We start from the raw sequence: 22279 nt of genomic DNA, 5'->3' as shown, positions 1-22279 counted from the left end.
TCAAAAACAAAACCGAACGTGACGTACCTTACCCCATTTCAGACCGAATACCCGGGAGCGGCTGAAGAGTTGGCGATCACCCGGCTGTTGTCCGACATGGCGAGCATGCCGTGCGCACCACCCGCCCCGCGGTGCGCACGGCACTCGGGTTCACCAAGCCGTCCGGCCTCCGTCCACGGCGAGCGTGGCGCCCGTGACAAAGCTCGCCTTGTCACCGCACAGCCAGGCGGCCGTCTCCGCCACCTCCTCGGGAGCGGCGGCCCGCTGCTGCGGCGCGGACCGGTGCGCCTTCTCCTCCGCTCCGGGAGAGAGGGCGAACCACTCGTCGACCATTTCGGAGCGCGTCAGTCCCGGCGCGATGCAGTTGACGCGTATGCCGTCGGAGGCGTACTCCACCGCGGCGGCCTTCGTCAGTCCGATCACCGCGTGTTTGGAGGCGATGTAGGGGGCAGCCGCCGAGGAGGCGACCAGCCCGCCGACGCTGCTGGTGTTCACGATCGCGCCGCCCCCGGCCGCCAGCATCGCCGCGATCTCGTGCCGCATGCAGTTCCAGACTCCGCGCACGTTCGTCTCCATGACGAGTTCGTACGCCGCGTCCTCGATGAGGTGCAAGGGCGTCCGGTGGCGCGCGACACCAGCGTTGTTGAAGGCCGCGTCGAGGCGCCCGTACCGCTCGACGACGCTCTCGACCACACGTCGTACCTCGTCCCCGCTGCGCACGTCCATGACGTGGTAGTCGGCCTCCGCGCCCTGCTCGCGCAGGTCGGCGACCAGCTCCCGTAACCGGTCCGCACGGCGGGCACTGAGCACGACGGTGGCGCCCTGGCCGGAGAAGACACGGGCCGCGGCCGCTCCGATGCCGCTGCTGGCACCTGTGATGAGCACGACCTTCCCCGTCAGCGAGGCGGTGCCGTCCCGGTTCACGCCCCCTCCCCGGTCGGCACGGCGGGTGCATGGGTGCCGTGCCACACCGTGCCCTCGGCCGCCTCACGGTCGAGGGTCCGCAGCAGCCGCTCGTCGATGTCGTTCAGCGAGTCCACGACGTGCCGGACGCCGGCCGCGCGCATCATCTTTCGCTGGAACCCGTGCTCGAAGTGGCTCGGGTGGCCGATGAACGGCACGTCGAGCTCCTTGGCCCGCTCGGCGAACCGTGCGGCGTCGTCGATGAAGACGGCCTGACGGAAGGAGAGGCCGAAGTGGTCCCGGACGATCTCGCGGATGCCGGGCCGGAAGTCGTTCGTGCAGATGTAGCGCGGTTCGGCGAACAGGGACGCCCAGTGACCGAGGTGACGTTCGAAGTGACGGGCGTCCAGGCCTCCGTAGCAGACGATGTCGAGGCCGAGAGCTCTCAGCCGCCGCAGAAGGTCACCCGCTCCGTCGAGCGGCCCCTCGGGGTGCGTCCGTACATACCGCTCACGCTCCTCGAAGAACGCGTCGAGGATCTCCTGCGGGGCGGCGGTCGAACCGATCGCCCGCGCGAGCACCCGAGCGGCGACGAGACGCGGCTGGGAGAGGACCTCCCGTTCCAGCTCCTGGGTGTAGGTCACTCCGTGCCGGACCACGAAGCGGTGAATCACGGGACTGAAGGTGTCGTTGAGAAGAACGCCGTCGATGTTGACGGCGGCGAGACGGAGGGTGCTCAGCGGGGGGTTTGTCATGTTTTCTCCCTTTCACAGGCCCGACCGACGCTCTCAAAAAAACCGCTATGCAGGTTTCATATTCTGGAGATCGGGTCGACCAGCACACCGAAATTGTCCAGTTTCGCGCACTACCTCCTTTAACAGGAAGCTCTAATTCCATGAAAAGATACAGGGATAAAACACCCTGAACGGAATTATTGGTTCATCGATCGAACAAAGGCTTGCCAAAGTCTTTACCCTTCGTCCGTCCCAAGAAAACCGGTAGGTCCGTATCTTATAGGCGTCGCTGAATGAAGCTTCAAGACGGGGGTTCTCATGAGTGTGTCCACTCAGAGCGAGGTCGGACTGCCCGCACTGCCACGGCTGACCACAACGGTGCCCAAGGAATACGTCCATCGCGCGAGCCTGGCCGAGGTGTTCCTCACCGGCTGCACCGCCCGCGACGACTTCCGGTTCTCCCTCGCCGGCCAATGGCCGCGCGTCCACGCACTCTTCAACAGCGCGGACGGCAGGAGCCATGACCCGTTGCAGGCTGCAGAGACGTTTCGTCAGGCAACCATGTTCGTCTCCCACGCGGAACTCGGCATTCCTCTCGACCATCACTTCGTGATGTGGGACCTCAGCTACACCACTGATCTGGAGCAGCTGCGCATCTCCTCGACTCCCACGGACTTCGACGTCGAGGTGAAGTGCTCGGACATCACCCGCCGCCGGGGCGCGGTCAGCCAGCTGCGGGTGGAGCTCTCCATACACCGGGACGGAACTCTCGTCGCCCACGGCGGAATCCGCTTCTCCCTGATCACACCGTCCGTCTACAGCCGACTCCGGGCGAACCGGCCGGACGCGCAGCCGACGGCCGCCGCCGTACCAGGCCCGCGCCGGGTGCCCCCGGCCAGCGTGGGCCGGAGATTCGCCACCGATGTCGTCCTGTCGCCCACCGACCAGCCCGGCCGCTGGCTGTTGACGCCGGACCTCGACCACCCGATCCTCTTCGAGCACCATGCCGACCACGTGCCCGGCATGGTGCTCCTCGAAGGCGCCCGCCAGGCCGCCTCCGCGCTGATCGCACCACGAGGGCTGACCCCCACGAGCGCCTCCACCACCTTCTACCGGTACGCCGAGCTCGACCGGCCCTGCTGGATCGAGATCACGCACGTGTCTCCGGAGAGCGGTGGCATGATGACCGTCGAGGCCACCGGCCACCAGGACGGCGAGCCTGTCTTCACCTCGACCATCACCGGGCCGGTCACCTGATCCCTGCCCCATGAGCAGACTTCCGATGTCGTGAGCCACGCACCCGCACACGCGGGCAGGCGGCACCGACACCGTCCAACGACTCCCCGCCACACCGCGGGGCCGCCGACGGCGGCCCCGCGGTGTGGCGGCCGCGTGAGCGGCGCTGTCACAACGGCAGCGACACGCCCCGGCCCCGCGTCGTCGACGACGGCGGCCCGCCCTCCGACCGCTCGGTCTTGCGCCCCTTGCTGCCCGGCGCCAGCGTGCGCGGATCCACCGCCTCGGCGGGCGCCCCGGTGGCATACAGCCCGTTGGGGACGGTGTCCCGGTCGTGCGGCAGCAGCCAGAACACCCTGCGGCGGAAGGTCCCCGAGGACCGCGACGGCTTGGCATCCGGGCCGAGCAGGGCGTAGCCGACCATACGTCCGTTGCGGTGGTAGGCGGGCCTGCCCCGGCGGGTGGGCAGTCGGTCCAGGCTCTGGCGCACGTAGTCCAGTTCGCCGATGTCCTCGAGCCAGACGAAGTCGACCTCGTGGGTGATCTCGTCCTCTTCTATGAGGGCGCTCATGCTGTCTCCTCGTCGGCGACCAGTCCGATGCCCGGGTAGTACTTGCGCTGGTTGGAAAGGATCATCTCCTTGGGCGACGCAAGTCCCACCACTTCTCGGACCCGTGCCGCGAAGGCCCGGGACGAGACGGCCGGGGCGCCCTCATTCTGACACCACGTCTTGTAGACCGCGTAGAGCTGTGCCTGTTCCGCCCTCAGATCCGCCCCGAGCCGGCAGGACTCGGCCAGGAACCGCCCGGTGTGGTCCTCGGTCTCCGCGTACGCCGTGGTGGCGATCCGCACCCGTTCCGGGCCGGTGAGGTTCTTCTCGCCGCCCAGGTAGCGGCGGGCGCCCAGGATCAGCCAGTTGAGGATGCCGGGGCCCTCCTCGGTGACCAGGATGTCCGCGAGATTGTCGATCTTCCGGTCGTCGGAGACCACCCGCTCGAACGGGATCAGCCGCATCCGGCGCCAGAACGCGAAGCCGCCGGTGCCCACTTCGGGCCGGTGGTTGCCCAGCAGCCACAGCTTGTGCGTCGGCTGGAAGCTGAAGAAGTCCTGCCGCATCCGCCGCGCCTTGATCCGGTCGCCGCCGGTCAGCAGCTTCACCCGCGCCTCGTCGAACCGGTCCCCCGGCTTGACCTCGCTGCACACGATGACCCGCCGCCCGTGCAGCTCCGCCAGGTCGGTGGGGTGCCCCTCGTAGGGCCGGGCCATCAGGAAGCCGGGCGGCGCCGCGTCCGCGTAGTCCCCGACCAGCTTCATCAGCACATCCAGCAGCACCGACTTGCCGTTCTTGCCGGAGCCGAACAGGAACGGCATCACCTGCCCTCCGACGTCCCCGGTGATGGAGTACCCCAGCAGCAGATGCAGGAAGTCGATCATCTGCGCGCCCTCCGGTCCGCCGCCGAAGGTGTCGGTGAGGAACCGGTCCCAGCGCGGAGTGGGCATCGCCTGCGGGGCGGCCGTGGTGGAACGGGAGTGGAAGTCCTTGTCCGGGTCGGGCGTACGGATCAGGCCCGTGCGCAGGTCGACGACCCCGGCCGGGGTGCACAGCGCGTACGGATCGGCGTCCAGCCGGGCGGCGTTGAGCACCATTCCGGGAGCGGACCTGGCCTGCGCGAGCATCGCGTTCATGCCGCTGGTACTCAGCGCGCGCCGCCGGTGCTGCTGGAGCGCGGAGGAAGTGTGCACCCCGCGCGGGTCGTTGGTCGCCAGGGATTCCGCCAGGTCCCCGGCGGCCCACATCACGGTGTCGTCCTCGTCGATCTGCCAGCGGGTGCTGTCCCAGCGGTACCAGCCGAGGCCGGGAACGTGCCGGTAGTCGTTGGAGTAGAGCTTGACGAACAGCTTGGCGTTGCCGCGGTCGCTGAGCGTGTCGGGCAGCAGCCCGTCGGGAGTGGCCTCCCCGTCGTGGGCGCCCGCTCCCCCTCCCAGCTGGCTCTCGCTCGCCTGCCGGGGCATCTGCGGGCCGCGCTGGGCGAGGATCTGCGCGGCGACCGCCTGCGCGTCGAAGAGCGTGTCCTCGTCCCGGGCCTCGAAGAGGGCCTTGTCGTCGGCGGTCACCCACGGCCTCCCGGGGACAGCGGGCGCAGCCGGCCCGCGCTCAGCCCGCCTCGGACGATGGCCCGGTAGCGGCGCTCCTGTCCCGGCCGGGCGTGCTCCGCGGCCTCGGTCAGCACCTGCTCGGCCTCCTCCTGGGTCAGGTGCCCGGCGGCGACCAGGCCTCCGGCGGTGTACGCGGCCCGGTTGAGCTTCTCGGAGAACCCTGCGCCCTCGGGTACGGCGGCACAGGCGGCCACCTCGGCCAGTACGGCGGCCAGGGCCCGGCCCGCGGCGTCCTGCCCTCCCCCGGCGGCACGCACGGCCTGCCGGGCCCTTGGAGGCACTGGGCGCGGCACCGGAACGTGCGCGGGCGGCAGATGGCCGGTGCGCTCCAGCTCGCGCGCCAGCCAGCCGGGTAACGGCACCGGTTCACGTACCGGCCCGACCGGCTCGTACACGCCCGCCTCGGTCACCGTCCCCGGCGCGACGATGTACCCGCCGTGCGCCCGTATGTCCACCTGCCAGGCCAGCGAGCGCCCGCCGCCCGATCCGGCGGAGCACTGCCAGCGCTGCCCGCCGTGCGCCCGGTACCAGACGTGCAGGCCTCCTGAAGGGGTGCGTACGCGCAGGGTGGTGGTGTCCTCCGCCGGGCTGTGCTCGCCGCGCAGGGCGGCCAGCACGCCGAGGGTGTGGAAGCCGTTGGCGAGCCCGGTGAGGTCGATGTCCGCGGAGATCTGGATCCCGGGCAGCAGCCGGTCCCGGTCGGGCAGGGCTTGGACGTGCGCGTCGACGTCCACGACGACCAGCCCGGCGGGGCCGCAGGCGATCCCGACGCCTAATCGGGGGTTGGCTCCCCACCACTGCTCGATTCGGGCGTAGTCAAGGGTGGCCGCGTGGAACCCGTGGCACCAGCGACCGGCGGCCGGGCAGCCGCAGCCCCGGTGGGTGTGTCCGGGCGTCCGGCAGGCCTCGCAGTTGCCTGCGGGGGTCTTGCGTCCCGGCGCCAGCGGGTGCACCGGCCAGCCCCGGCCCGCGCACCACCGGGCGGTCGCCAGGGACCGACCCGCGTCCTGCGCTGCGGGAGACGGCTGCCTTGAGTCGCTGCGTGAAACCCGCAGCTCAGGAGCCATCCACATCCCCCACCAGCGACCGAAGCGACTCAACGATTGAGACAGATTAGCGAACCACAAAGACAGAAGGGGACACACGGGAAAACAAAAAACGCCCCTGCACCGGCCATTGATGCTCCAGCGACCGAGCGCCGAATGCCCCAGCGACCCAAGCCCTTTCGATCGCTGCCCCAGTGGTGCAACGAACCCACAGGTCACAGGGTACGTACCTGCCCGGACAGCGACTGAAGCGACTCAAGGTCCCTATATATGACGCGCACACGCGCACGCGCACGCACGCCAATGTCTTCATATACCCGGACCTTCAGTCGCTTCAGTCGCTGTCCCCCACCCAACCCCCGCCTGACCAGGCTTTTTCCCTGGCGACCGGAAATGCCCTCGCCTCCCTTCGGTCGCTCCCCTTCAGTCGCTGCCGGGTATCCGGGCCCCTGACACCCGCGCCGCAGCGACTCAAGCGACCCTGAAGCCAAGCTGAACCCTGTTCCCCCCTGCCTCCCTCCACCAGGCGCCGTCGACCCCGCCGCACGGTCGCTTCGGTCGCTTCGGTAGCTCCCGCCGCCGCCCGATAAGTGACACAGGTCACACCGAACCCGTGTCACGGACGGCCCGGCAGCTCCCATCTGGTGGGCGTCGACAGCGACTCGAGGAAGGCATAAACGATGAGTGCACGGCACGGAACCAACCCGGCCATCCGCCACCGCGTCCTGATCCTGGGAGCGGGCTACGCGGGCCTGTCCGCGGCCGTCCAGCTCGCGGCCCGGGTCAGGCGGTCCGAGGACGTCCAGGTGACGGTGGTCAACGCCCAGGAGCGGTTCACCGAACGCATGCGGCTCCACATGACCGCGACGGGGCAGCAGCCGGCCGGACTGAGCATCCCGGAGCTGCTCGCCGGCACGGGCGCGCGGTTCGTCCGCGGCTGGGTGACCGCGGTGGACGCGGACGCGAAGACAGTACGGATCGACGACGACCGGGAACTGCCCTACGACACGCTGGTGTACGGCCTGGGCGGCGTCGCCGGCACCTCGGCGGTACCGGGCGCCGAAGACCACGCCTACACCCTGAACAGCGCCCAGGAGGCCGAGTTGCTGGCCGACCGGCTGCAACGGCTCGGCAGCGGCACGGTGGTGGTCGCCGGCAGCGGCCTGACCGGCGTCGAGTCGGCCGCCGAGATCGCCGAGCGGTTCCCGCACCTGGACGTCGTCCTGATGGGCCGGCAGGAGCCCGGCGCGTCCATGACCCCGAAGGCCAGGGCCTACCTGCACTCCGCCCTCGAGCGTCTGGGCATCCGGGTCCTCACCGGCGTGGAGGTCGTGAAGGTCCTGCCCGAGGCGGTCGAGCTGGCCGGCAACAAAAACATCCACGCCGACGCGGTGCTGTGGACCAGCGGCACCCGGGTCTCCCCGCTCGCGGCCGCCGCCGGGCTGACCGTCGACGAACGCGGCCGCATCGTCACCGACACCGCCCTGCGCTCGGTGTCGCACCCCGAGGTGTACGCCGTGGGCGACGCGGCGGCGATCCGCCAGGGTTACGGCGTCATGCACGGCACCTGCCAGGGCGGCATGCCGACGGGAGTGCACGCCGCGCTGTCGATCCTGCGCACCCTCGAGGGCAAGCGGCCCAAGCCGTTCCGCTTCGGCTACTACCACACACCGGTGAGCCTGGGCCGCGACGACGCGGTCGTGCAGTTCACCCGCCCCGACGACAGCCCGCGGCGAATTCATCTGACCGGCCGCACGGCGGCCCGCTATAAGGAGACGGTGACCGCCTCCCCCTGGCCGACCTACGGCCGTATGAAGAAGATGCCCGCCTCGGGCGCGTTCTGGCCGCGCGGCGGCCGCTTCACCCGCATCCGGGGGACCCGGTGACCCACCCGCCCGCAGACCCCGGCCAGCAGGTCTTCCAGCAGCACCGCAGGCTGCTCTTCTCGGTGGCCTACCGTCTCCTCGGCACCGCCGCCGACGCCGAGGACACCGTCCAGGACGCCTGGATCAAGTGGTCGGCCGCCGACCGTTCCCAAGTGGCCGACCCCAAGGCCTACCTGACCCGGATCGTCAGCAACCTGGCCCTGGAACGCCTGCGCTCCACCCGGCACAAGCGCGAGACCTACGTCGGCCCCTGGCTCCCGGAGCCCATCCTCACCGCCACCGGGCCGACCACCGACACCACCGACGTCGCCGAGACCGTCACGGAGACCGAGTCCGTGTCCATGGCGATGCTGGTCGTCCTGGAGACCCTCAGCCCCCTCGAACGCGCGGTCTTCGTCCTGAAGGAGGTCTTCGACTTCAGCCACGCCGAAATCGCGGAGGCGGTCGAGCGCTCGGAGCCGGCGGTCCGCCAGGCCGCCCACCGCGCCCGCGAACACGTACGGGCCCGGCGCCCCCGCTTCACCGCCGGCCAGGCCCACCGCCGCGAGGCCACCGAGCGGTTCCTCGCCGCGGCCACCGGAGGCGACATCAACACCCTGATGGAACTGCTCTCCCCGGACGTCACCCTGTGGACCGACGGCGGCGGCAAGGTCCGTCAGGCGCTGCGCCCGGTCGTCGGCGCCCAGACGGTGGCGTCCTGGTTCGCCGCCATCGGCACCGTCCCCTACCAGGGCGTGGCCCCCACGGAGATGAAGACCGAGCTCGCCGAGATCAACGGCGGCCCGGGGCTGCTGTTCACCGCCCCCGACCGGGTCATCGCCACCGTCACCTTCGACTTCGGCGCCGACGGCCGCATCACCGCCATCCACAACGTGGCCAACCCGGACAAGCTCCAGGCGGTCACCACGGGCGCCACCCACGACATCGGAAGGCCGTGAGCTATTACGCCGTAATAGCTCCCCGCCCTCCGCGCCGTGGCACGCGACCCATTACGGCGTAATAGCGCGGCTCAAGCGCCGTCCGTCAGGCTGCTCGCGGAACCGCGTCACTCCGGTAGCCGAAAGGAACCGCCGATGGCCTCAGCACCGTGGAACCCGACGTTCGAGACCATCCTCCAGCGGTGTCTGCCCGGCCTGGGCAAGGACGGGACGCCCGCCGCCGACGAACCCCTGGAGATCTACGAACTGGACTCGCTGGCCCTCATCGGCATCGTCAGCGAGCTGGAGTCGGCCTTCGGCATCAGCCTCACCGGCCAGGTCGTCATCCCGGTCCGCACCCTGACCGCCGGTCAACTGTGGGACATCGTCTCTGCGGCCCGGCCCGCCTCTCCCCGCCCGCAGGACCCCAGCCCCTGGGCCATCGTCTGACGCTCCTCGCCCCTCTCCCCCCTCCCGGTCCATTACGGCGTAATAGCCAGGCGCCCACTCCCCCTTGGCTGCCGGGCTATTACGCCGTAATGGACCGCCCCTCAAGCCAACTTTCCCTTACTAACGTGTCAATGGCAGCGTTCGATCATGGACGTTAGTAAGGTAGCCCCCATGAGTTCTCCAGCCACCTCCAGCGACCGCGAGAAGGTCGTGTCCAAGCTGCCGGGATGGCTCCGGCAGGACCTCAAAGTGAGAGCCGCCCAGCACGGCCTCGAGATCCAGAGCGCCGTGGAGCAGGGCATCGCCGCTTGGTGCGACCTCGCCTCCGCCCTGGAAAACATCGACACCTCCGGCGCCGACTCCTTCTCCACCTTCCTCCCCCAAGGCCAGTGGGACACCTTCAAGCAGACCGCGGCCGACCGCGGGGTCTCCCTCATCCAGGGCCTCGCCCAGTCCGTCAAACTCTGGCTCGACACCAACCCCGCCCCCGACGTCGTACGACCGGCCGTCACCCGGCGCATCATCGTCTGCAACCAGAAGGGCGGCGTCGGCAAGACCGCCATCACCGCCGGAACCGGCGAGGCGATGGCCGAGGACCCCAACAAGCTCTACCCGGTCCGTGTCGCCAAGCAGCTCGTCGCCGCACTCCGCGCCGTCGAAGCCACCGACACCACCGGCCAGGACAGCGACCCCCTCGACATCGAAAGCGTCCCCGGCCTCGGCATGCGGGTCCTCCTGGTCGACTTCGACCCCCAGAGCCACCTCACGAACCAACTCGGCGCCGCGCCCCTGCCGATGAACGGCGACAGCCTCACCAACCACATGGCGGGCGACCCGAAGGGCGATCTGCGCGACCTCGTCGTCTCCATCGACGAGGACAACTTCGGCGGCCGGCTGCACCTGCTGCCCGGCTGCAACGACGCCTTCCTCCTCGACGTACGCCTCTCCGCCGTACGGGCCCGGGAAGCCGCCCTGGAGCGGGCCCTGGCCCCCCTGGAGCCCTATTACGACGTAATTCTCGTCGACTGCCCGCCCAGCCTCGGCCTGAGCATGGACGCCGCCGCCTACTACGGCCGCCGCCGGGACAACGAGAAGCCCGGCCAGTCCGGCGCCCTCATCGTCGTCCAGGCCGAGGACAGTTCCGCCGACGCCTACGAACTCCTCACCACCCAGATCGAGGACCTCCGCGGAGACCTCTCCCTCGAGATCGACTACCTGGGCATCGTCGTCAACCTCTACGACGGCCGCCGCGGCTACATCGCCACCTCCTCCCTCCAGGGCTGGGTCGACATAAAGGACCCACGAGTCGTCGGCCTCATCGGCGATCTGAAGGAGCAGAAAGAAGCCGTCCGTGTGAAGCAGCCCCTGCTGTCCTACGCCCCCAAGTCCCAGCAGGCGGTCAGCATGCGCGCCCTGGCCCGGGAGATCTCATGACCAAGAAGGCCGACCAGCTGGGCGCGGGCCGCTTCGGCAGCTCCGCCCGCCCGGTCAGCGCCCGCCGCGCCGCGGTCGCGGCGGCCACCGGAGTACCCACGGACGGCGTCGCCCCGCCTACCGAACTCCCCACCCACCGCATCAGCCTCAACCCCGACAACCCCCGCTCCACCCTCGGCGACCTGACCGACCTCGCGGGCAGCCTCGCCACCCACGGCCAGAAGCAGGCGATCACGGTCATGAACCGCGACACCTACATCAAGGCCAACCCCGACCACGAGGCCGGCCTGGAGCCGGACACCCACTACGTCGTCATCGACGGCAGCAGCCGCCTGGCCGCCGCCCGCGAGGCAGGCCTCGCCACCGTCAAGGTCATGGTCAGCGACGACCAGGGCAGCACCTCCGAGGAACTCCTCGAATCCGCCCTGGTCGCGAACATCCACCGCCAGGACCTCGACGAACTCGACGAGGCCAAGGCCCTCAACCGCCTCCTCGCCATCCACGGCAGCCAAACGGCCCTCGCCAAACGCCTCCACCGCTCCCAGGGCTGGGTCTCCCAACGCCTCGCCCTCCTCAACCTCACCCCCGAACTCCAGACCCGCATCGGCCAGGACCCCATCGACCTCCTGCGCGCGGTCGGCAACAAGCCGGCCGAACAGCAGGAGACCGCCCTGGAGGAACTCAAGGCCGAACGCACCCGCAAGGAAGCCGAGAAACCCGCCCAGAAACCCGGCAGGCGCCCGGCGGCCGCCCCCGAGCCGGAGCCCCCCGCCTATTACGACGTAATGGAGGAAGCACCTTCCGGGGATCCCGCCCCGGAGGAAACAGCCACAGCGCCCCCAGTGGTGGAGCAGCCGGGGGCCAAGGACCCGGAGGCGGAGCAACACGCCACCACGGTCCCCGAGCCCCGCACCGACTCGGCCGCTCTCCCCAAGCTCCCCTACGACGACGGCGCCTTCCTCGCCCTGCACCTCATCCGCAAGATGACGGACATCGAGTTCGACAAGATGCTGCGCATCCTGAACGAGCACCAGGCGCAACGCGTGCCCGCCGAGCAGGAACCCCAGAGCTGACCCTGACGCTATTACGGCGTAATAGCCCGTTCGGCGCTCCTACGCCACACTGCACTAGGCCCCGGCGATTCGCCGGGGCCTAGTGCAGTGTGGCGTAGAGAAATCGTCTCCCTCCTGCTGTCACATCTGCCTCGCACAGTCCGTCAGTGAGGTGAAGACGCCGACCATGCCGATGTGAAGGAGTGCCGTCATGACGAACACCTCGATCTCCCGTATGCCGAACCCGGGTGAGTTCGTGCCCGAGCTGAGCGACATCAGTGCCGCCCTGTTCCGGGCCACGGGCAACCGTTCGGTGCCCCGCACCACGATGAGCCTCGTCCACCTGCGTGCCGGGCAGATCGTCGGCAACACCTACCTGACGGTTCTGAACACCGGCTTCCTGCGCAAGGCGGGGGAGTCCGAGGAACGCATCACCGCCGTGTCCTCCTGGCAGGACGCCCCGTACTTCACCGATGCCGAACGTGCCGCCCTCGCCCTCGTGGAAGCCACCCTCCAGCCCGCCCCGCACGGCCGGGAGCGCGTCACGGACGAGTTGTACGCCGAGGTGGCCAAGCACTACGACCGAAGGGCACTGGCCACCCTCACCATCGCCATCGGCCAGATCAACTTCTTCATCGCCCTGGCCGTCATCGGCAAGCCCCAGCCGGTCACTTCCCTCGCCGACGAGCAGTGGGACTGACCAGACCCAAGGAGGGACTGTTCCGTCTCTCGGTCCCTGCCCTTCAGTCCCTCACATTTCCGCAGGTCAGAGCAGTATGACGCCCCCTGGCAGGGACCGAAGGGACTCAAACTCCTAATTATCACGTGAGTACGCTCAGGACTTCGTACGCGCGGGCGCGTGTGACACCTGTTTCTACCTCAGCTCATAATTAGGGATTTCAGTCCCTCCAGTCCCTGAACGGATAGACTCAAACACTCTGACCTGCGGTTTTTCCCAAGGGACCAAAGACCCTCGCCAGACCCTCCAGTCCGCGGGCTTCAGTCCCTCCCTGCCCCCGACCCGGGATCAATCCCCCATTTCGGACCGAGCGGGGCCCCTGCCGGGGACAGGGACCCAAGGGACTGAGCGACGGATAGAGCGGCACGCCTACCAGCTACCGGACTCACGCCTCACCACGACCTACACTCTCTTCCCGAAGTACAGTCCCTTCGGTCCCTGAGGTGGTGTCATCCACCCGCGCGGACCGGCGCTTTTCCGTAGGGACCGACCCGAAGACCGAGAGCTGACGAGGACGAACCGCGTGCCGCGCCATGGTGAGACCCGCATGCCTGTCGCTGTGGACAGGCCGGTGCCGCCGCATGTCGTAGCCCGTTGGTGTGCCACGCAGGGCTGGCCCGTCCATCCGCTGGCCCCGGGACGCAAAACGCCGGCCGCCAACTGCTCACGGTGCAGGGACCGAAACCACCACCCGAGCACATGCCCGTGCCTGCCCCAGGGAAGGCCCTGCCACGGTTTCCATGCCGCGACCACCAACATGGAGTCCATCGACTCCTGGTGGGGCGAGCAGCCGTCAGCAGGCGTCGGCGTCGCCTGCGGCCCGGCCCGTCTGATCGTCATCGACATCGACGCGCACCGGGCACCGGTCCCCGACCGGGGGCGGCTCCTGCCGGGTATCCCCATCCCTGAAGCAGTGAACCTCGACGGTCTGGCATCGGGCTTCGACACACTGGCGCTGCTCGCGGCCTACCGGGGGCAGCCCGATCCGGCCCTGGACGAGGCCACGTTGCGCGTCCGCACTCCCTCGGGCGGCCTGCACGTCTGGTACCGCAACCCTCGCCCGGAGCGGCGGTTCCGCTGCTCGACCGGCTCCAGCCCGAAGACGGCCCTCGCCTGGCAGGTCGACGTACGGGCCGACGGCGGCTACATCATCGCCCCCGGCACCCGCACCAGCGACGGCACTTACCAGGCCGAGGGCCCCACCCGGCTGCCCGCCCCGCTCCCCGCCTGGCTGGAGGACGAACTCGTCCGAACCGGTCACGTCATCACACCACCGCCCGCCCGCCCCCCGGCCGCGATACCCCGTCCCCACGGCCGCGGCGCAAGGCGTGCGGCCGCCCATCGCGTTCTCGCCCCGCTGCTGGAGCAGGTCGCCGCGTGTGCGGCAGCCCCGGAGGGCACCGCGTTCACCGAGAAGCTGAACCGGGCCGCCTACACCGCCGGAGGCCTCGCCGCGGCCGGTCACCTCGACGAGGCCGCCGCCCGGGACGAACTGCTTCGGACAGCCGACGAAGCCCGCCCGGCCCAGCCTGCAAGGAACGAGAAAATCATCGACCACGGCCTCGCCGCAGGGGCCGCCCACCCGTTCCACCTCGAAGGACGACCATGAGCGCCGACACGCCGCGTTTTGATGCACAGGCCGCCGCTCAGCAGATGCTCGACCTCGAGGCGGCCGCACAGACCTCCAAGCTGCTCCCGGCACAGGCCACCGCGGCCCCCACCGCTTTTCCGCCCTCGCCCGGGCTGCTGCCGCCGTCCCTGTCCGACCGCGGGAACGCCCGGCTGTTCATCCAGCTCTACCGCGACCAGTTCCGCCACGCGGAGGGGCTCGGCTGGTTCGTGTGGGGCGGCTACCGCTGGAAGCGCACCGGCGGCGAGAAAGCGGCTCTGTGGGCCGCCGGCGAGATGGCCGAGGACATGCCCGCCACCGACCCGCACGGCATCTTCTCCGACCGCGAGCTGGCCCAGCACAAGCGGCGGACCCTCTCGACCACCGGAATGCAGGCCCTGCTCACCCAGGCCAAGGCCTCCCCGGACCTGTCCGTCGACCCCGACATCCTCGACGGCGACCCCTACGCCCTGTGCACCCCGGCCGGCGTCGTCGACCTCTTCACCGGACAGCTGCGCAAACCCGACCCCGCACGCGACCTGCACTCCCGGGCCACCAGCGTCGCCCCACAGGCCATGGACACCCCGCGCTGGGACCGCTTCCTGACCGACACCTTCGGCGACGACGCCGAAGGCCGGGAAATGATCGACTTCCTGCACCTGCTGCTCGGCTACTCCATCACCGGCGACGTCGGCGCGCAGGTCCTGCCGTTCCTCCACGGCGAGGGCAAGAACGGCAAGAGCGTCCTGCTCGACACCATGATCCAGGTCCTGGGGGACTACGCGGACGCTGCCCCGCCGGGCTTCCTCATGGACCGCGGCGCCTATTCCGAGCACTCCACGGAACTGACCGAACTGCACGGCCGCCGCCTGGTGGTGTGCAGCGAGCTGAAGCCCAACGACAAGTTCGACGAGGCACGGGTCCGGCTCCTCACCGGCGGCGACAAGATCAAAGCCCGCCGGATGCGGCAGGACTACTTCTCCTTCAGCCCCACCCATCACCTGTGGTTGCTGGGCAACCACCGCCCCGAGGTCTCCACCGGCGGCTTCGCCTTCTGGCGCCGCATCCGCCTGGTGCCCTTCACCCGCACCGTCCCCGCCGAGCGCCGCATCGACAACCTCGCCTTCGAACTCGTCCGCGACGAAGGCCCCGGCATCCTGCAATGGCTCGTCGAAGGCGCCCGCCGCTACCTCACCACCCGTGATCCCCTGGAAGGCCCCGACCGGGTCCGCATCGCCACCAGCGCCTACGCCAACACCGAAGACCACATCGGCCGCTTCCTCGCCGAATGCTGCACCCGCGACACCGACGGCGACAGTGAACTACGTGTAGAGCAGGGCCTGCTCTACACCGAATACAGCTCCTGGTGCACCTCCGGCGAAGGCATCCGCCCCGCCACCCCCCGCACCTTCGCCACCCGTGTCAGACAGGAAGTCGGCCTCAACTCACCCGCCGACATGATCAAATCCAACGGCCGCAAGTACTACCCCGGCATCGCCCTGGAGGCCGGCGAATGACCCACCACGCCCCCACCGTCGCACCCGCGGCCCTACGCCGGCACGACCGACCGAACTACCATGGAGCCCCGGCCCCGCACCCGGCGGCCCCGCCCCGCTCCACCGCCACCCGGCGCACCGAGCACCGCACCACACACGTACGCCAGGCCGTCCCCCGCCCCGGGGGCCGGCCGATGAAGGAGGGGCTACAGCCATGAGCTCGCTGTTGGACGCAAGCGAGATCACCCACGAGCAGGACGTGGTGTGGCTGGAGGACCCCGGCAAACTCCACTACGTCCGCCAGGCGATCGACAAGACCCCGCGCCGCCACAACAAGCCGCGCTATGCCCGCGACGGCCGCATGATCGGCTACGCCGTCCTCGACGACCAGGCCGAACCCGACCCCGACAGCGGCCTGTACCGCCGGCGTGTCTTCTTCCTCCTCCCGCACGACCGGGACAGCCAGCCCAACGGCCCCTACGCCGTCGGCGCCCCCGGCGAAGCCGTCGATCCGAGCACCATCCACCCGAAGAACCCAGGAGCGAAGACGGACCGCTCCCAGGGACGCACCACGGCCATAGCCTCCACGGCACCGTAGCGGCCCGGCACTCGGGCGGTCGCTACCTCCCTGCCGGAGCGTTTTCGGGTACGGGCTCGGCAGGCAGTCGGCGGATCGCCACCAGGTCGGGCACCGCGAACAGGACGACCGATGACACGACGATGATGACGGCGCTCCCGAGCAGGACGGGAGTCGCCCCGGCCGAGGTCGCGGCCAGGCCGACGACGAGATAGCCGAGCGGGACGGCCATGAGCTCCCCGACGGAGCTGAACGAGGTGACCCGGCCCAGGACCTCGGCCGCGAGCTGCTGCTGGAGCGCCGTGGTCCAGCACACGATCGACAGATCCAGCCCGATCCCCGCCAAGGCCGCGGACACCGCGAGGGCGGGAAGACCCGGCCTGGCGGCGAGCACGAAGAGCGGCAGCGCCAGCGGCAGACCGGTGGCCACGCAGGCGACCATCAGCCGGTCAGGCTTCCACCGCAGGGCTATGAGGCCGCCCAGCAGCAGCCCTGCCGAGAAACTGCCCTGCACGGTGCCCCACGCAGCGGCGTTGAGGCCACGGCCGTGGAGGACAAGGGGCCCCAGGAGCTGGTACCCACCCAGCCACAGCGCGACGACGACCGTGCCGGAAAGCGTGTAGGACCACAACCACGGCCGCTGGGCGAACTCCCGCCAGCCGGCGCGGAAGTCGTGCAGCACCGATGTACGAGGGCCGGAACTCGCGGCCCGGGGCACGGTCAGCCGTGCGCACAGCAGGGCCGCGGCGGCGAAGCTCGCGGCGTCCCAGCCCAGCACCCACTGGGAGCCGGCCACGGCGACGATCCCGCCGCCGGCCGCGGGAGCGAGGATCTTGATGAAGTTGGTGGGAAGCCGCAGCAGCACGTTCGCTTCCTGCAGTTCCCCGGCCTTCACCAACTGCGGGAGCAGACTGTTCATCGCGGGAGTCATCAGCGCGTTCGCGCCGCCCGTCACGCTCGCCAGCAGCGCCACACGAGCGGTCGAGGCCGCATCCGTGGCCACCAGGACAGCGACGCCGGTCTGTGACAGCGCGGCCGCCAGGTTGCCGGTCACGATGATCCCCCGAGGGGAGACCCGGTCGGCTGTCACCCCGCCGACCAGCAGCAGCACGAGCTGCGGCAGGGTGTTGCCGGCGAGCACGATTGCCAGGGCGGTGGGCTCGGTGTCGAACCCGAGCACGGCGTAGGCGAGCGCGACGGGGGCCATGGCCGAGCCGCTCGCCGAGATCAGCCTGGCCAGCAATAAGCTCCGGAACGGGCGATTGCGCAGGAGGGGCAGTGAGGTGCGAAGATGCATCCGCCGGACCTTACTACTGCACTGCGGTTCCCGGTGAGGGTGTGTCGGTATCGGTCCTGGTGTAGAGGACTTCGCGTCCCTGTTCCGCGGCGCGGATGAGTGCTTCGCTGACGAAGTCGAGGAAGCGGGCGGCATTTTCGAGGCGGGCGGCGGCCGGGGTGCCGCGGCCGAGGATGCCGGTGCCCTGCCGTGCGGTCTCGATGAACTTGTCGTTGGACCGGGCGCTGCGGATCATCGACTGGTACCAGAGGTCGTCGTCGACGACGTAGCGCTCGCGGCGGCGTTCGTCGCGTTCCCGGCGGACGAGGTCCAGGCCCTCGAGGAACGCGATGGCTTTGGAGATGGATGCCGGGCTGACCTGGAGGCGCTGGGCGAGTTCGGACGCGGTGAGGGTGCCGCTGTCGGTGGTGTAGAGGCAACCCAGCACTCGGGCCATCATCTTGGGCAGGCCCGAGGTCATGAAGACCGTGGTGAGGGTCTCTTGGTAGTCGCGCACGGCCTCGGCGTCGCGTCCGTAGGGCTGCGGGAGCTCCTGCGCTCCCCGGGGCGCGGCCTGCCTGCGCCGCTGCGTGCGTTGCTGGGTGGCCCGCTGCGCCAGGTCGGCCCGGTAGCCGGTGGGGCCCCCGTTGCGCATCACTTCACGCGTGACGGTGGAGGTGGGTCGCTCGAGCCGGCGCGCGATCTCGGCATAGGCCAGCCCGTCGGCCAGCCCCACCGCGATCTGCTGACGCTCCTGCTGGGTGAGTCTGCCTCCTGGCATCACGCCCCCCTTCCTGCCCCACGGGGGCTTCTCGGTGTCCCTGGACGCCCCACCATAGCGTTCACTCCCAATGCATTGCAACGCGCAACAACCCCACCGTTGCATTAAACGAGAGAACGTTGCAATGATGATAGCGCTCTGACCTGCATAAATCCTCCTCTCAAGCAAAAGACCCATTGCAGAATGATGGAAAGCAACGTAGCGTTTCCACTATCAGAAACGAGAAATCGCAAGGGAGAGCATGATGCAGAAGTTCGACACCCCCGCCCCGGTCGCCGCCGTCCTGAACATCCCCGCGGGACGCGTCCAGCTCATCGCCGCAGACCGTGCCGACACCACGGTCGAGGTCCTGCCCGCGAACGCCGCGAAGGGCCGCGACGTGAAGGCAGCGGAGCAGACCACGGTCGAGTACGCCGACGGAGTCCTGCGGATCGAGTCTTCGGCGAAGAACCAGTACCTCGGCCCCTCCGGATCCGTCGAGGTGACGGTCAAGCTGCCTGCCGGCTCCCGGATCGAGGCCAAGGCGGCCAGCACCGAACTCCGCACTGTCGGCCGCCTCGGCGACATCACCTTCGAGGGCGCGTACCACCACATCAAGATCGACGAGGCCGCGAGCCTCCACCTCACCGCGACCGACGGCGACGTCGAGGTCGGCCGCCTGAGCGGCCCCGCTCAGATCAGCACCGCACGGGGTGACATCCGGATCACCGAAGCCGTACGCGGCACCCTCGCGCTCAAGACCCGGTCCGGCGACATCTCGGTAGCCGCCGCCCCCGGCACCTCGGCCACCCTGGACGCCGGCACCGGCCACGGCCGCATCAGCAACGCCCTCAAGAACGACGGCACCACCGACCTCGAAATCCGCGCCACCACCTCCCACGGCGACATCTCCGCCCACACCCTCTGAAGCAGAGGCTTGCAAGAAGACACGAAAAACCCCGCCCTGGCGAACCCGGGGGCGGGGCTTCGTGTCCTTGGACCACCAACGCATCGATGTACATGCTTCCCGCCCCCGTGTCCCCACCCTCGCCAAGCCGGTTCTCCACCGGGGAAGTGCGGTGGATGGACGGAGGGGTCCGGGTGGCGGATGTCGGGGACAGTTTGGATGAGGCGGATGCGGAGCATTTCACTCGTCCGGTGCCGAGGTCGGCGCAGGCGCGGATGCGTTTTCTCGTGCGGCAGTTGAAGGGCACCAGGCCGGTGGCGGTCTTACTGGGCATCTCCCAGCGTACGGTGGAGCGTTATGTGAAGGGCCAGATCAAATCCCCTCGCCCGGCCCTGGCCGACCGTCTCTATCGCGAGGTCCGTCACCGCTGGCAGCCCCGGGTGCGGGCCCGGGCGAGACAGCGCGCGGCGACCACGGACGGCGTCTTCCTCTCCACCCGGGCCCGTTTCGGTTTCACGGCGGCGGTGGGCACCACGGACGACCCCCGCACGCGCTTCCTCAACCAGTTGCTGCCGCCGGAGTACGCGGCCCGTCTGTTCGCGGCCCAGGAGGCAGGCGCTCCCGAGACCGAGCTCAGGGCGATCCTGGCGGAGGGGCTGGGGGAGATGTATTTCCGCGACGCGGGCCGTCGTGCTGAGGGTCTGTTGGTGGAGTTCACGGACATCGAGCAACTGGAGCTGCACTACTGACGCGCCACCGCCACCACCGCGCCCGACCGGTCCACCGGCGAGCCGGTCCGCATTCTGGACCTGACCCCCTGACGACCCAGCGCTTTGGCGTGGGTGGGTCAGGAGACGGCTTTGAGGGCTTGGCGGCGTTTTAGGTCCTGCTGGCGGCGGCGTTTTTCGACGAGATGGTTTTCGTAGGCAGCCACGGCTTGGTGGTAGTTGGGTAGGAAGTCACGTGTGTCGAGTCGGTCTTCTGCTGGCATGGTGTGCACGGCGGCCACGGCGTCTTCGGGGGAGTTGTAGCCGGCCAGCATGGGGTTGATCTGGTAGAGGCCGTTGCGGACTTTCTTGACGAGCCTGGCGAGTTCGAGTGTACGCAGGGCTGCGTTCACGCTTGGCCGGCTGAGGCTCAGCTGGTGGCCAATGGTTGCTTGGTCGATGTGGATCCGTCCGCCGGGTTCGCTCAGGGCTCGCAGTTTCAGCAACGCCCGATAGGCGGCGGGAGGCAGGTCGAGGTCGGCAAGGAGTCCGTCGGCATTGACCGCGGCGAACCGCAGGGTACTCACTGGTCTGCTCCTCTCTGGCGCTGGGCTGTCACCTGGCGCCGCTCCGCGCGTTCTTCGGCTCGCTTCTTTCGGAGTGCGTCGATGGCTTGCCTCATGTGTTCCAGGGAGGGGAAGCGCACGAGGTCGGGAAGGGCGGGGTTCTGTCGGATCGCTGCGATGGTCTTGTGCTGAGGAACGCTCACGTACTCCGCCTCGATCGTCTCGGTTCCGGGGATGAATTCGGCTACCCGGTATGAGTAGGGCGGGTTGAACTGGTAGATGCCTCGCTTCACCTTGAATACGATGCCGTGGCCCATGATCTCGCGTAGCGTCTCAGCGGCCTTGACCCGGTGTACGTCGAGGACCGTAGCCATCTCTTCCTGGGTGAGGTAGATGCGTCCCCCTGCTCGCTGGCAGGCGATCATCAGCAAGATCATCCGTAGAGGGAGAGCTTCTCTGAGTACTGGGCGATGAGAAAGAAGAACTCCAGCGAGTCCATGGAGAAGGCGTTCGGTTCGCCGGGACGGGCATAGAACTCAAGGGGCCTGCGTTCGCTGTGCAATGTCAGTTTGCGGTTGGGGTACTTCCGCGCGACAGCATCCAGGTCCTCGACCGGCGCGATCGGCTTCGCCCACGCGAGCAGAGCGTCATCGAGAGGTACGTCCGGTGCAGAGGCGCGCCTCGATGCACCGCGACGCTGCGGCCGGGCTGACACGGGATGGGTCTCCACCTTCTGGAACGTGGACAACGGCAATGTGTCAGTCATAGCGACTCTTTCGTCTGCCACGCTGACATCTTGAGGAGTTATTCACTCCTACGAGGTACATAACTCCAGCCCAGCGGCGTGCTCCTCGTTGTCGCAGCCTCGACGCAACTTCGGTCTCTCGAATGTCAATCTCGCTGACATTTGGGACGGTGAGATGTCAGTTAGGCTGACATCTGGGCACCGATATGTATCCTCAGGAGGTACATATCGATCCACTTATGCACCCTCAGCAGGTACATAACTCCTGCCGTGCAAGCGCCTGACCAGGGGCTTCTTCATCCGCCTTAGTATCAAGTGGCTGAGGTCCGTGCTCAACCGCAAGGCGAGTGAATCCTCGTGCGCGGAGGACGGTCTCATTGCTTGACGTTTCCCAGTGACATCGGGTGCAAGTCAAGTGCCTTGAGGAGCTGATGACGCGCAATCAAATGATCAGTGGCTGACTGTGGCCGGTTCGGACCGATGCACACGTGCTCTGGGTACTGCGCAGTTTCAGCGTCGGCGGCACTCGTGCGTGGCACGGTTGAACCGGCAGGGGGCGCCTTGATCCAGTATGCATCCGTTGCGCATTTTGAAGCATGCTCGGAGGCACACTCAAGTATCCTGTACTCGCGAGTACTTGAGTGGGACCTTGCGCCTCTTTCCTGGACGGGGCCAGGTGAGGTCTGCCCTTCAATCCCTTCGTCCCTTTGCTTTACATCAGTTCAGTAGGCCAGAACGCAACGGAGGCTGACTGGCCGGAGTTGTGGAGTGTGGACGGGCATCTGCTTCGCAGCTGCCCGGAACGACACCTTCCCCGTAGGTGCCCCGTCCGCTGCGCGGACGGCTCGCGGGAGTCGCGCAGCGACTCCGGGGTCCTTGCGCGAAGCGCAAGGACAACTCGCATGTAAAGCAGGCGAGTTCCTTCCCGCGAAGCGGGAAGGACTGCGCTGCGCGCAGCGCAGCGCTTCGTTTGCATCGCGCGCAGCGCGATGGGAGCCGCGCAGCGGCTCCCGGAGGGCCGGCGCGCAGCGCCGGCCCTCGCTTGCTTGCTCGCGCAGCGAGCAAGGTACCCGCTCCGCGGG

The 22279-nt window shown here is 68.9% G+C and carries 22 protein-coding genes; 12 read left to right on the top strand and 10 right to left on the bottom strand.

Annotated elements, in window-relative coordinates; translation table 11 throughout:
* Positions 1-150: 150 nt before the first annotated feature.
* Both ACFY01_RS45300 and ACFY01_RS45295 read right to left on the bottom strand, forming a co-directional pair.
* Positions 151-924 (bottom strand): SDR family NAD(P)-dependent oxidoreductase, encoded by a 774-nt coding sequence (locus ACFY01_RS45300; RefSeq protein WP_390741635.1) that lies wholly within the window; start codon positions 922-924, stop codon positions 151-153.
* Positions 921-1658, bottom strand: coding sequence for an HAD family phosphatase (locus ACFY01_RS45295; protein WP_390741634.1), 738 nt, complete (start codon positions 1656-1658; stop codon positions 921-923). Before ACFY01_RS45295 ends, ACFY01_RS45300 begins: the two co-directional genes overlap by 4 nt.
* A 297-nt stretch (positions 1659-1955) precedes the next feature.
* Here ACFY01_RS45295 and ACFY01_RS45290 point away from each other — a divergent pair, with 297 nt between their 5' ends.
* Positions 1956-2894 (top strand): ScbA/BarX family gamma-butyrolactone biosynthesis protein, encoded by a 939-nt coding sequence (locus ACFY01_RS45290; RefSeq protein WP_390741633.1) that lies wholly within the window; start codon positions 1956-1958, stop codon positions 2892-2894.
* A gap of 148 nt (positions 2895-3042) precedes the next feature.
* On the opposite strand, the gene ACFY01_RS45285 is transcribed toward ACFY01_RS45290, so the two are convergent.
* From ACFY01_RS45285 to ACFY01_RS45275, 3 genes are all read right to left on the bottom strand, one after another.
* The gene (locus ACFY01_RS45285; protein WP_390741632.1) at positions 3043-3444 is read right to left on the bottom strand and encodes a DUF6009 family protein; all 402 of its coding nucleotides are present in this window, start codon (positions 3442-3444) and stop codon (positions 3043-3045) included.
* Positions 3441-4886 (bottom strand): phage/plasmid primase, P4 family, encoded by a 1446-nt coding sequence (locus tag ACFY01_RS45280; RefSeq protein ID WP_390741646.1) that lies wholly within the window; start codon positions 4884-4886, stop codon positions 3441-3443. The genes ACFY01_RS45285 and ACFY01_RS45280 overlap by 4 nt, the downstream gene beginning before the upstream one ends.
* A 98-nt stretch (positions 4887-4984) precedes the next feature.
* Positions 4985-6097, bottom strand: a complete 1113-nt coding sequence (locus ACFY01_RS45275; protein WP_390741631.1) for a bifunctional DNA primase/polymerase — start codon at positions 6095-6097, stop codon at positions 4985-4987.
* A gap of 659 nt (positions 6098-6756) precedes the next feature.
* Here ACFY01_RS45275 and ACFY01_RS45270 point away from each other — a divergent pair.
* From ACFY01_RS45270 to ACFY01_RS45230, 9 genes are all read left to right on the top strand, one after another.
* Positions 6757-7962 carry an NAD(P)/FAD-dependent oxidoreductase gene (locus tag ACFY01_RS45270; protein WP_390741630.1) on the top strand — a complete coding sequence of 402 codons (1206 nt, stop codon included), beginning with the start codon at positions 6757-6759 and terminating at the stop codon, positions 7960-7962.
* On the top strand, positions 7959-8900 hold the full coding sequence (locus ACFY01_RS45265; protein WP_390741629.1) for an RNA polymerase sigma-70 factor: 942 nt from the start codon (positions 7959-7961) through the stop codon (positions 8898-8900). Before ACFY01_RS45270 ends, ACFY01_RS45265 begins: the two co-directional genes overlap by 4 nt.
* Before the next feature lie 135 nt (positions 8901-9035).
* The gene (locus ACFY01_RS45260; protein ID WP_390741628.1) at positions 9036-9329 is read left to right on the top strand and encodes an acyl carrier protein; all 294 of its coding nucleotides are present in this window, start codon (positions 9036-9038) and stop codon (positions 9327-9329) included.
* Between the two features lie 171 nt (positions 9330-9500).
* Complete coding sequence (locus ACFY01_RS45255) at positions 9501-10763, top strand: AAA family ATPase (RefSeq protein WP_390741627.1); 1263 nt, start codon at positions 9501-9503, stop codon at positions 10761-10763.
* Positions 10760-11836 (top strand): ParB/RepB/Spo0J family partition protein, encoded by a 1077-nt coding sequence (locus tag ACFY01_RS45250; protein ID WP_390741626.1) that lies wholly within the window; start codon positions 10760-10762, stop codon positions 11834-11836. The genes ACFY01_RS45255 and ACFY01_RS45250 overlap by 4 nt, the downstream gene beginning before the upstream one ends.
* Positions 11837-12026: 190 nt before the next feature.
* Positions 12027-12515 (top strand): carboxymuconolactone decarboxylase family protein, encoded by a 489-nt coding sequence (locus ACFY01_RS45245; protein ID WP_390741625.1) that lies wholly within the window; start codon positions 12027-12029, stop codon positions 12513-12515.
* Between the two features lie 586 nt (positions 12516-13101).
* The gene (locus ACFY01_RS45240; protein ID WP_390741624.1) at positions 13102-14163 is read left to right on the top strand and encodes a bifunctional DNA primase/polymerase; all 1062 of its coding nucleotides are present in this window, start codon (positions 13102-13104) and stop codon (positions 14161-14163) included.
* Positions 14160-15680 (top strand): phage/plasmid primase, P4 family, encoded by a 1521-nt coding sequence (locus ACFY01_RS45235; protein WP_390741623.1) that lies wholly within the window; start codon positions 14160-14162, stop codon positions 15678-15680. Before ACFY01_RS45240 ends, ACFY01_RS45235 begins: the two co-directional genes overlap by 4 nt.
* Before the next feature lie 193 nt (positions 15681-15873).
* Positions 15874-16257, top strand: coding sequence for a DUF6009 family protein (locus ACFY01_RS45230; protein WP_390741622.1), 384 nt, complete (start codon positions 15874-15876; stop codon positions 16255-16257).
* Positions 16258-16279: 22 nt separating this feature from the next.
* On the opposite strand, the gene ACFY01_RS45225 is transcribed toward ACFY01_RS45230, so the two are convergent.
* Both ACFY01_RS45225 and ACFY01_RS45220 read right to left on the bottom strand, forming a co-directional pair.
* On the bottom strand, positions 16280-17533 hold the full coding sequence (locus ACFY01_RS45225; protein WP_390741621.1) for an MFS transporter: 1254 nt from the start codon (positions 17531-17533) through the stop codon (positions 16280-16282).
* Positions 17534-17546: 13 nt separating this feature from the next.
* The gene (locus ACFY01_RS45220; RefSeq protein WP_390741620.1) at positions 17547-18293 is read right to left on the bottom strand and encodes a helix-turn-helix domain-containing protein; all 747 of its coding nucleotides are present in this window, start codon (positions 18291-18293) and stop codon (positions 17547-17549) included.
* Positions 18294-18537: 244 nt separating this feature from the next.
* On the opposite strand from ACFY01_RS45220, the gene ACFY01_RS45215 reads away from it, so the two are divergent.
* The gene (locus tag ACFY01_RS45215; protein WP_390741645.1) at positions 18538-19200 is read left to right on the top strand and encodes a DUF4097 family beta strand repeat-containing protein; all 663 of its coding nucleotides are present in this window, start codon (positions 18538-18540) and stop codon (positions 19198-19200) included.
* 155 nt (positions 19201-19355) lie between these two features.
* The gene (gene tpg, locus ACFY01_RS45210; protein ID WP_390741619.1) at positions 19356-19928 is read left to right on the top strand and encodes a telomere-protecting terminal protein Tpg; all 573 of its coding nucleotides are present in this window, start codon (positions 19356-19358) and stop codon (positions 19926-19928) included.
* A 98-nt stretch (positions 19929-20026) separates the two neighbouring features.
* Here the strand turns inward: tpg and ACFY01_RS45205 are convergent, their stop codons facing one another.
* The 3 genes from ACFY01_RS45205 to ACFY01_RS45195 are packed head-to-tail and all read right to left on the bottom strand — an operon-like array spanning position 20027 to position 21218.
* A complete protein-coding gene (locus tag ACFY01_RS45205) occupies positions 20027-20473 on the bottom strand; it encodes a MarR family transcriptional regulator (RefSeq protein ID WP_390741618.1) in 447 nt (148 codons plus the stop codon).
* Complete coding sequence (locus ACFY01_RS45200; protein ID WP_390741617.1) at positions 20470-20889, bottom strand: hypothetical protein; 420 nt, start codon at positions 20887-20889, stop codon at positions 20470-20472. The genes ACFY01_RS45205 and ACFY01_RS45200 overlap by 4 nt, the downstream gene beginning before the upstream one ends.
* Positions 20886-21218, bottom strand: coding sequence for a hypothetical protein (locus tag ACFY01_RS45195; protein WP_390741616.1), 333 nt, complete (start codon positions 21216-21218; stop codon positions 20886-20888). The genes ACFY01_RS45200 and ACFY01_RS45195 overlap by 4 nt, the downstream gene beginning before the upstream one ends.
* Between the last annotated feature and the right edge of the window lie 1061 nt (positions 21219-22279).

Source organism: Streptomyces sp. NPDC001480, assembly GCF_042894725.1.
In the GTDB taxonomy this organism is placed as follows: Bacteria; Actinomycetota; Actinomycetes; order Streptomycetales; family Streptomycetaceae; genus Streptomyces.
The sequence above is the reverse complement of the archived record's forward strand: the minus strand, read 5'-3'. Positions and strand labels throughout refer to the sequence as shown.

What these genes read in the sequence shown, in the direction of transcription:
- ACFY01_RS45245 (WP_390741625.1), top strand. Translation starts at nt 12,027, where the DNA reads ATGACGAACACCTCGATCTCCCGTATGCCGAACCCGGGTGAGTTCGTG.
- ACFY01_RS45280 (WP_390741646.1), bottom strand. Translation starts at nt 4,886, where the DNA reads ATGCCCCGGCAGGCGAGCGAGAGCCAGCTGGGAGGGGGAGCGGGCGCC.
- ACFY01_RS45295 (WP_390741634.1), bottom strand. Translation starts at nt 1,658, where the DNA reads ATGACAAACCCCCCGCTGAGCACCCTCCGTCTCGCCGCCGTCAACATC.
- ACFY01_RS45240 (WP_390741624.1), top strand. Translation starts at nt 13,102, where the DNA reads ATGCCTGTCGCTGTGGACAGGCCGGTGCCGCCGCATGTCGTAGCCCGT.
- ACFY01_RS45255 (WP_390741627.1), top strand. Translation starts at nt 9,501, where the DNA reads ATGAGTTCTCCAGCCACCTCCAGCGACCGCGAGAAGGTCGTGTCCAAG.
- ACFY01_RS45285 (WP_390741632.1), bottom strand. Translation starts at nt 3,444, where the DNA reads ATGAGCGCCCTCATAGAAGAGGACGAGATCACCCACGAGGTCGACTTC.
- ACFY01_RS45290 (WP_390741633.1), top strand. Translation starts at nt 1,956, where the DNA reads ATGAGTGTGTCCACTCAGAGCGAGGTCGGACTGCCCGCACTGCCACGG.
- ACFY01_RS45225 (WP_390741621.1), bottom strand. Translation starts at nt 17,533, where the DNA reads ATGCATCTTCGCACCTCACTGCCCCTCCTGCGCAATCGCCCGTTCCGG.
- ACFY01_RS45270 (WP_390741630.1), top strand. Translation starts at nt 6,757, where the DNA reads ATGAGTGCACGGCACGGAACCAACCCGGCCATCCGCCACCGCGTCCTG.
- ACFY01_RS45215 (WP_390741645.1), top strand. Translation starts at nt 18,538, where the DNA reads ATGCAGAAGTTCGACACCCCCGCCCCGGTCGCCGCCGTCCTGAACATC.
- ACFY01_RS45235 (WP_390741623.1), top strand. Translation starts at nt 14,160, where the DNA reads ATGAGCGCCGACACGCCGCGTTTTGATGCACAGGCCGCCGCTCAGCAG.
- ACFY01_RS45260 (WP_390741628.1), top strand. Translation starts at nt 9,036, where the DNA reads ATGGCCTCAGCACCGTGGAACCCGACGTTCGAGACCATCCTCCAGCGG.
- ACFY01_RS45230 (WP_390741622.1), top strand. Translation starts at nt 15,874, where the DNA reads ATGAGCTCGCTGTTGGACGCAAGCGAGATCACCCACGAGCAGGACGTG.
- ACFY01_RS45195 (WP_390741616.1), bottom strand. Translation starts at nt 21,218, where the DNA reads ATGACTGACACATTGCCGTTGTCCACGTTCCAGAAGGTGGAGACCCAT.
- tpg (WP_390741619.1), top strand. Translation starts at nt 19,356, where the DNA reads ATGGACGGAGGGGTCCGGGTGGCGGATGTCGGGGACAGTTTGGATGAG.
- ACFY01_RS45250 (WP_390741626.1), top strand. Translation starts at nt 10,760, where the DNA reads ATGACCAAGAAGGCCGACCAGCTGGGCGCGGGCCGCTTCGGCAGCTCC.
- ACFY01_RS45220 (WP_390741620.1), bottom strand. Translation starts at nt 18,293, where the DNA reads ATGCCAGGAGGCAGACTCACCCAGCAGGAGCGTCAGCAGATCGCGGTG.
- ACFY01_RS45275 (WP_390741631.1), bottom strand. Translation starts at nt 6,097, where the DNA reads ATGGCTCCTGAGCTGCGGGTTTCACGCAGCGACTCAAGGCAGCCGTCT.
- ACFY01_RS45200 (WP_390741617.1), bottom strand. Translation starts at nt 20,889, where the DNA reads ATGATCTTGCTGATGATCGCCTGCCAGCGAGCAGGGGGACGCATCTAC.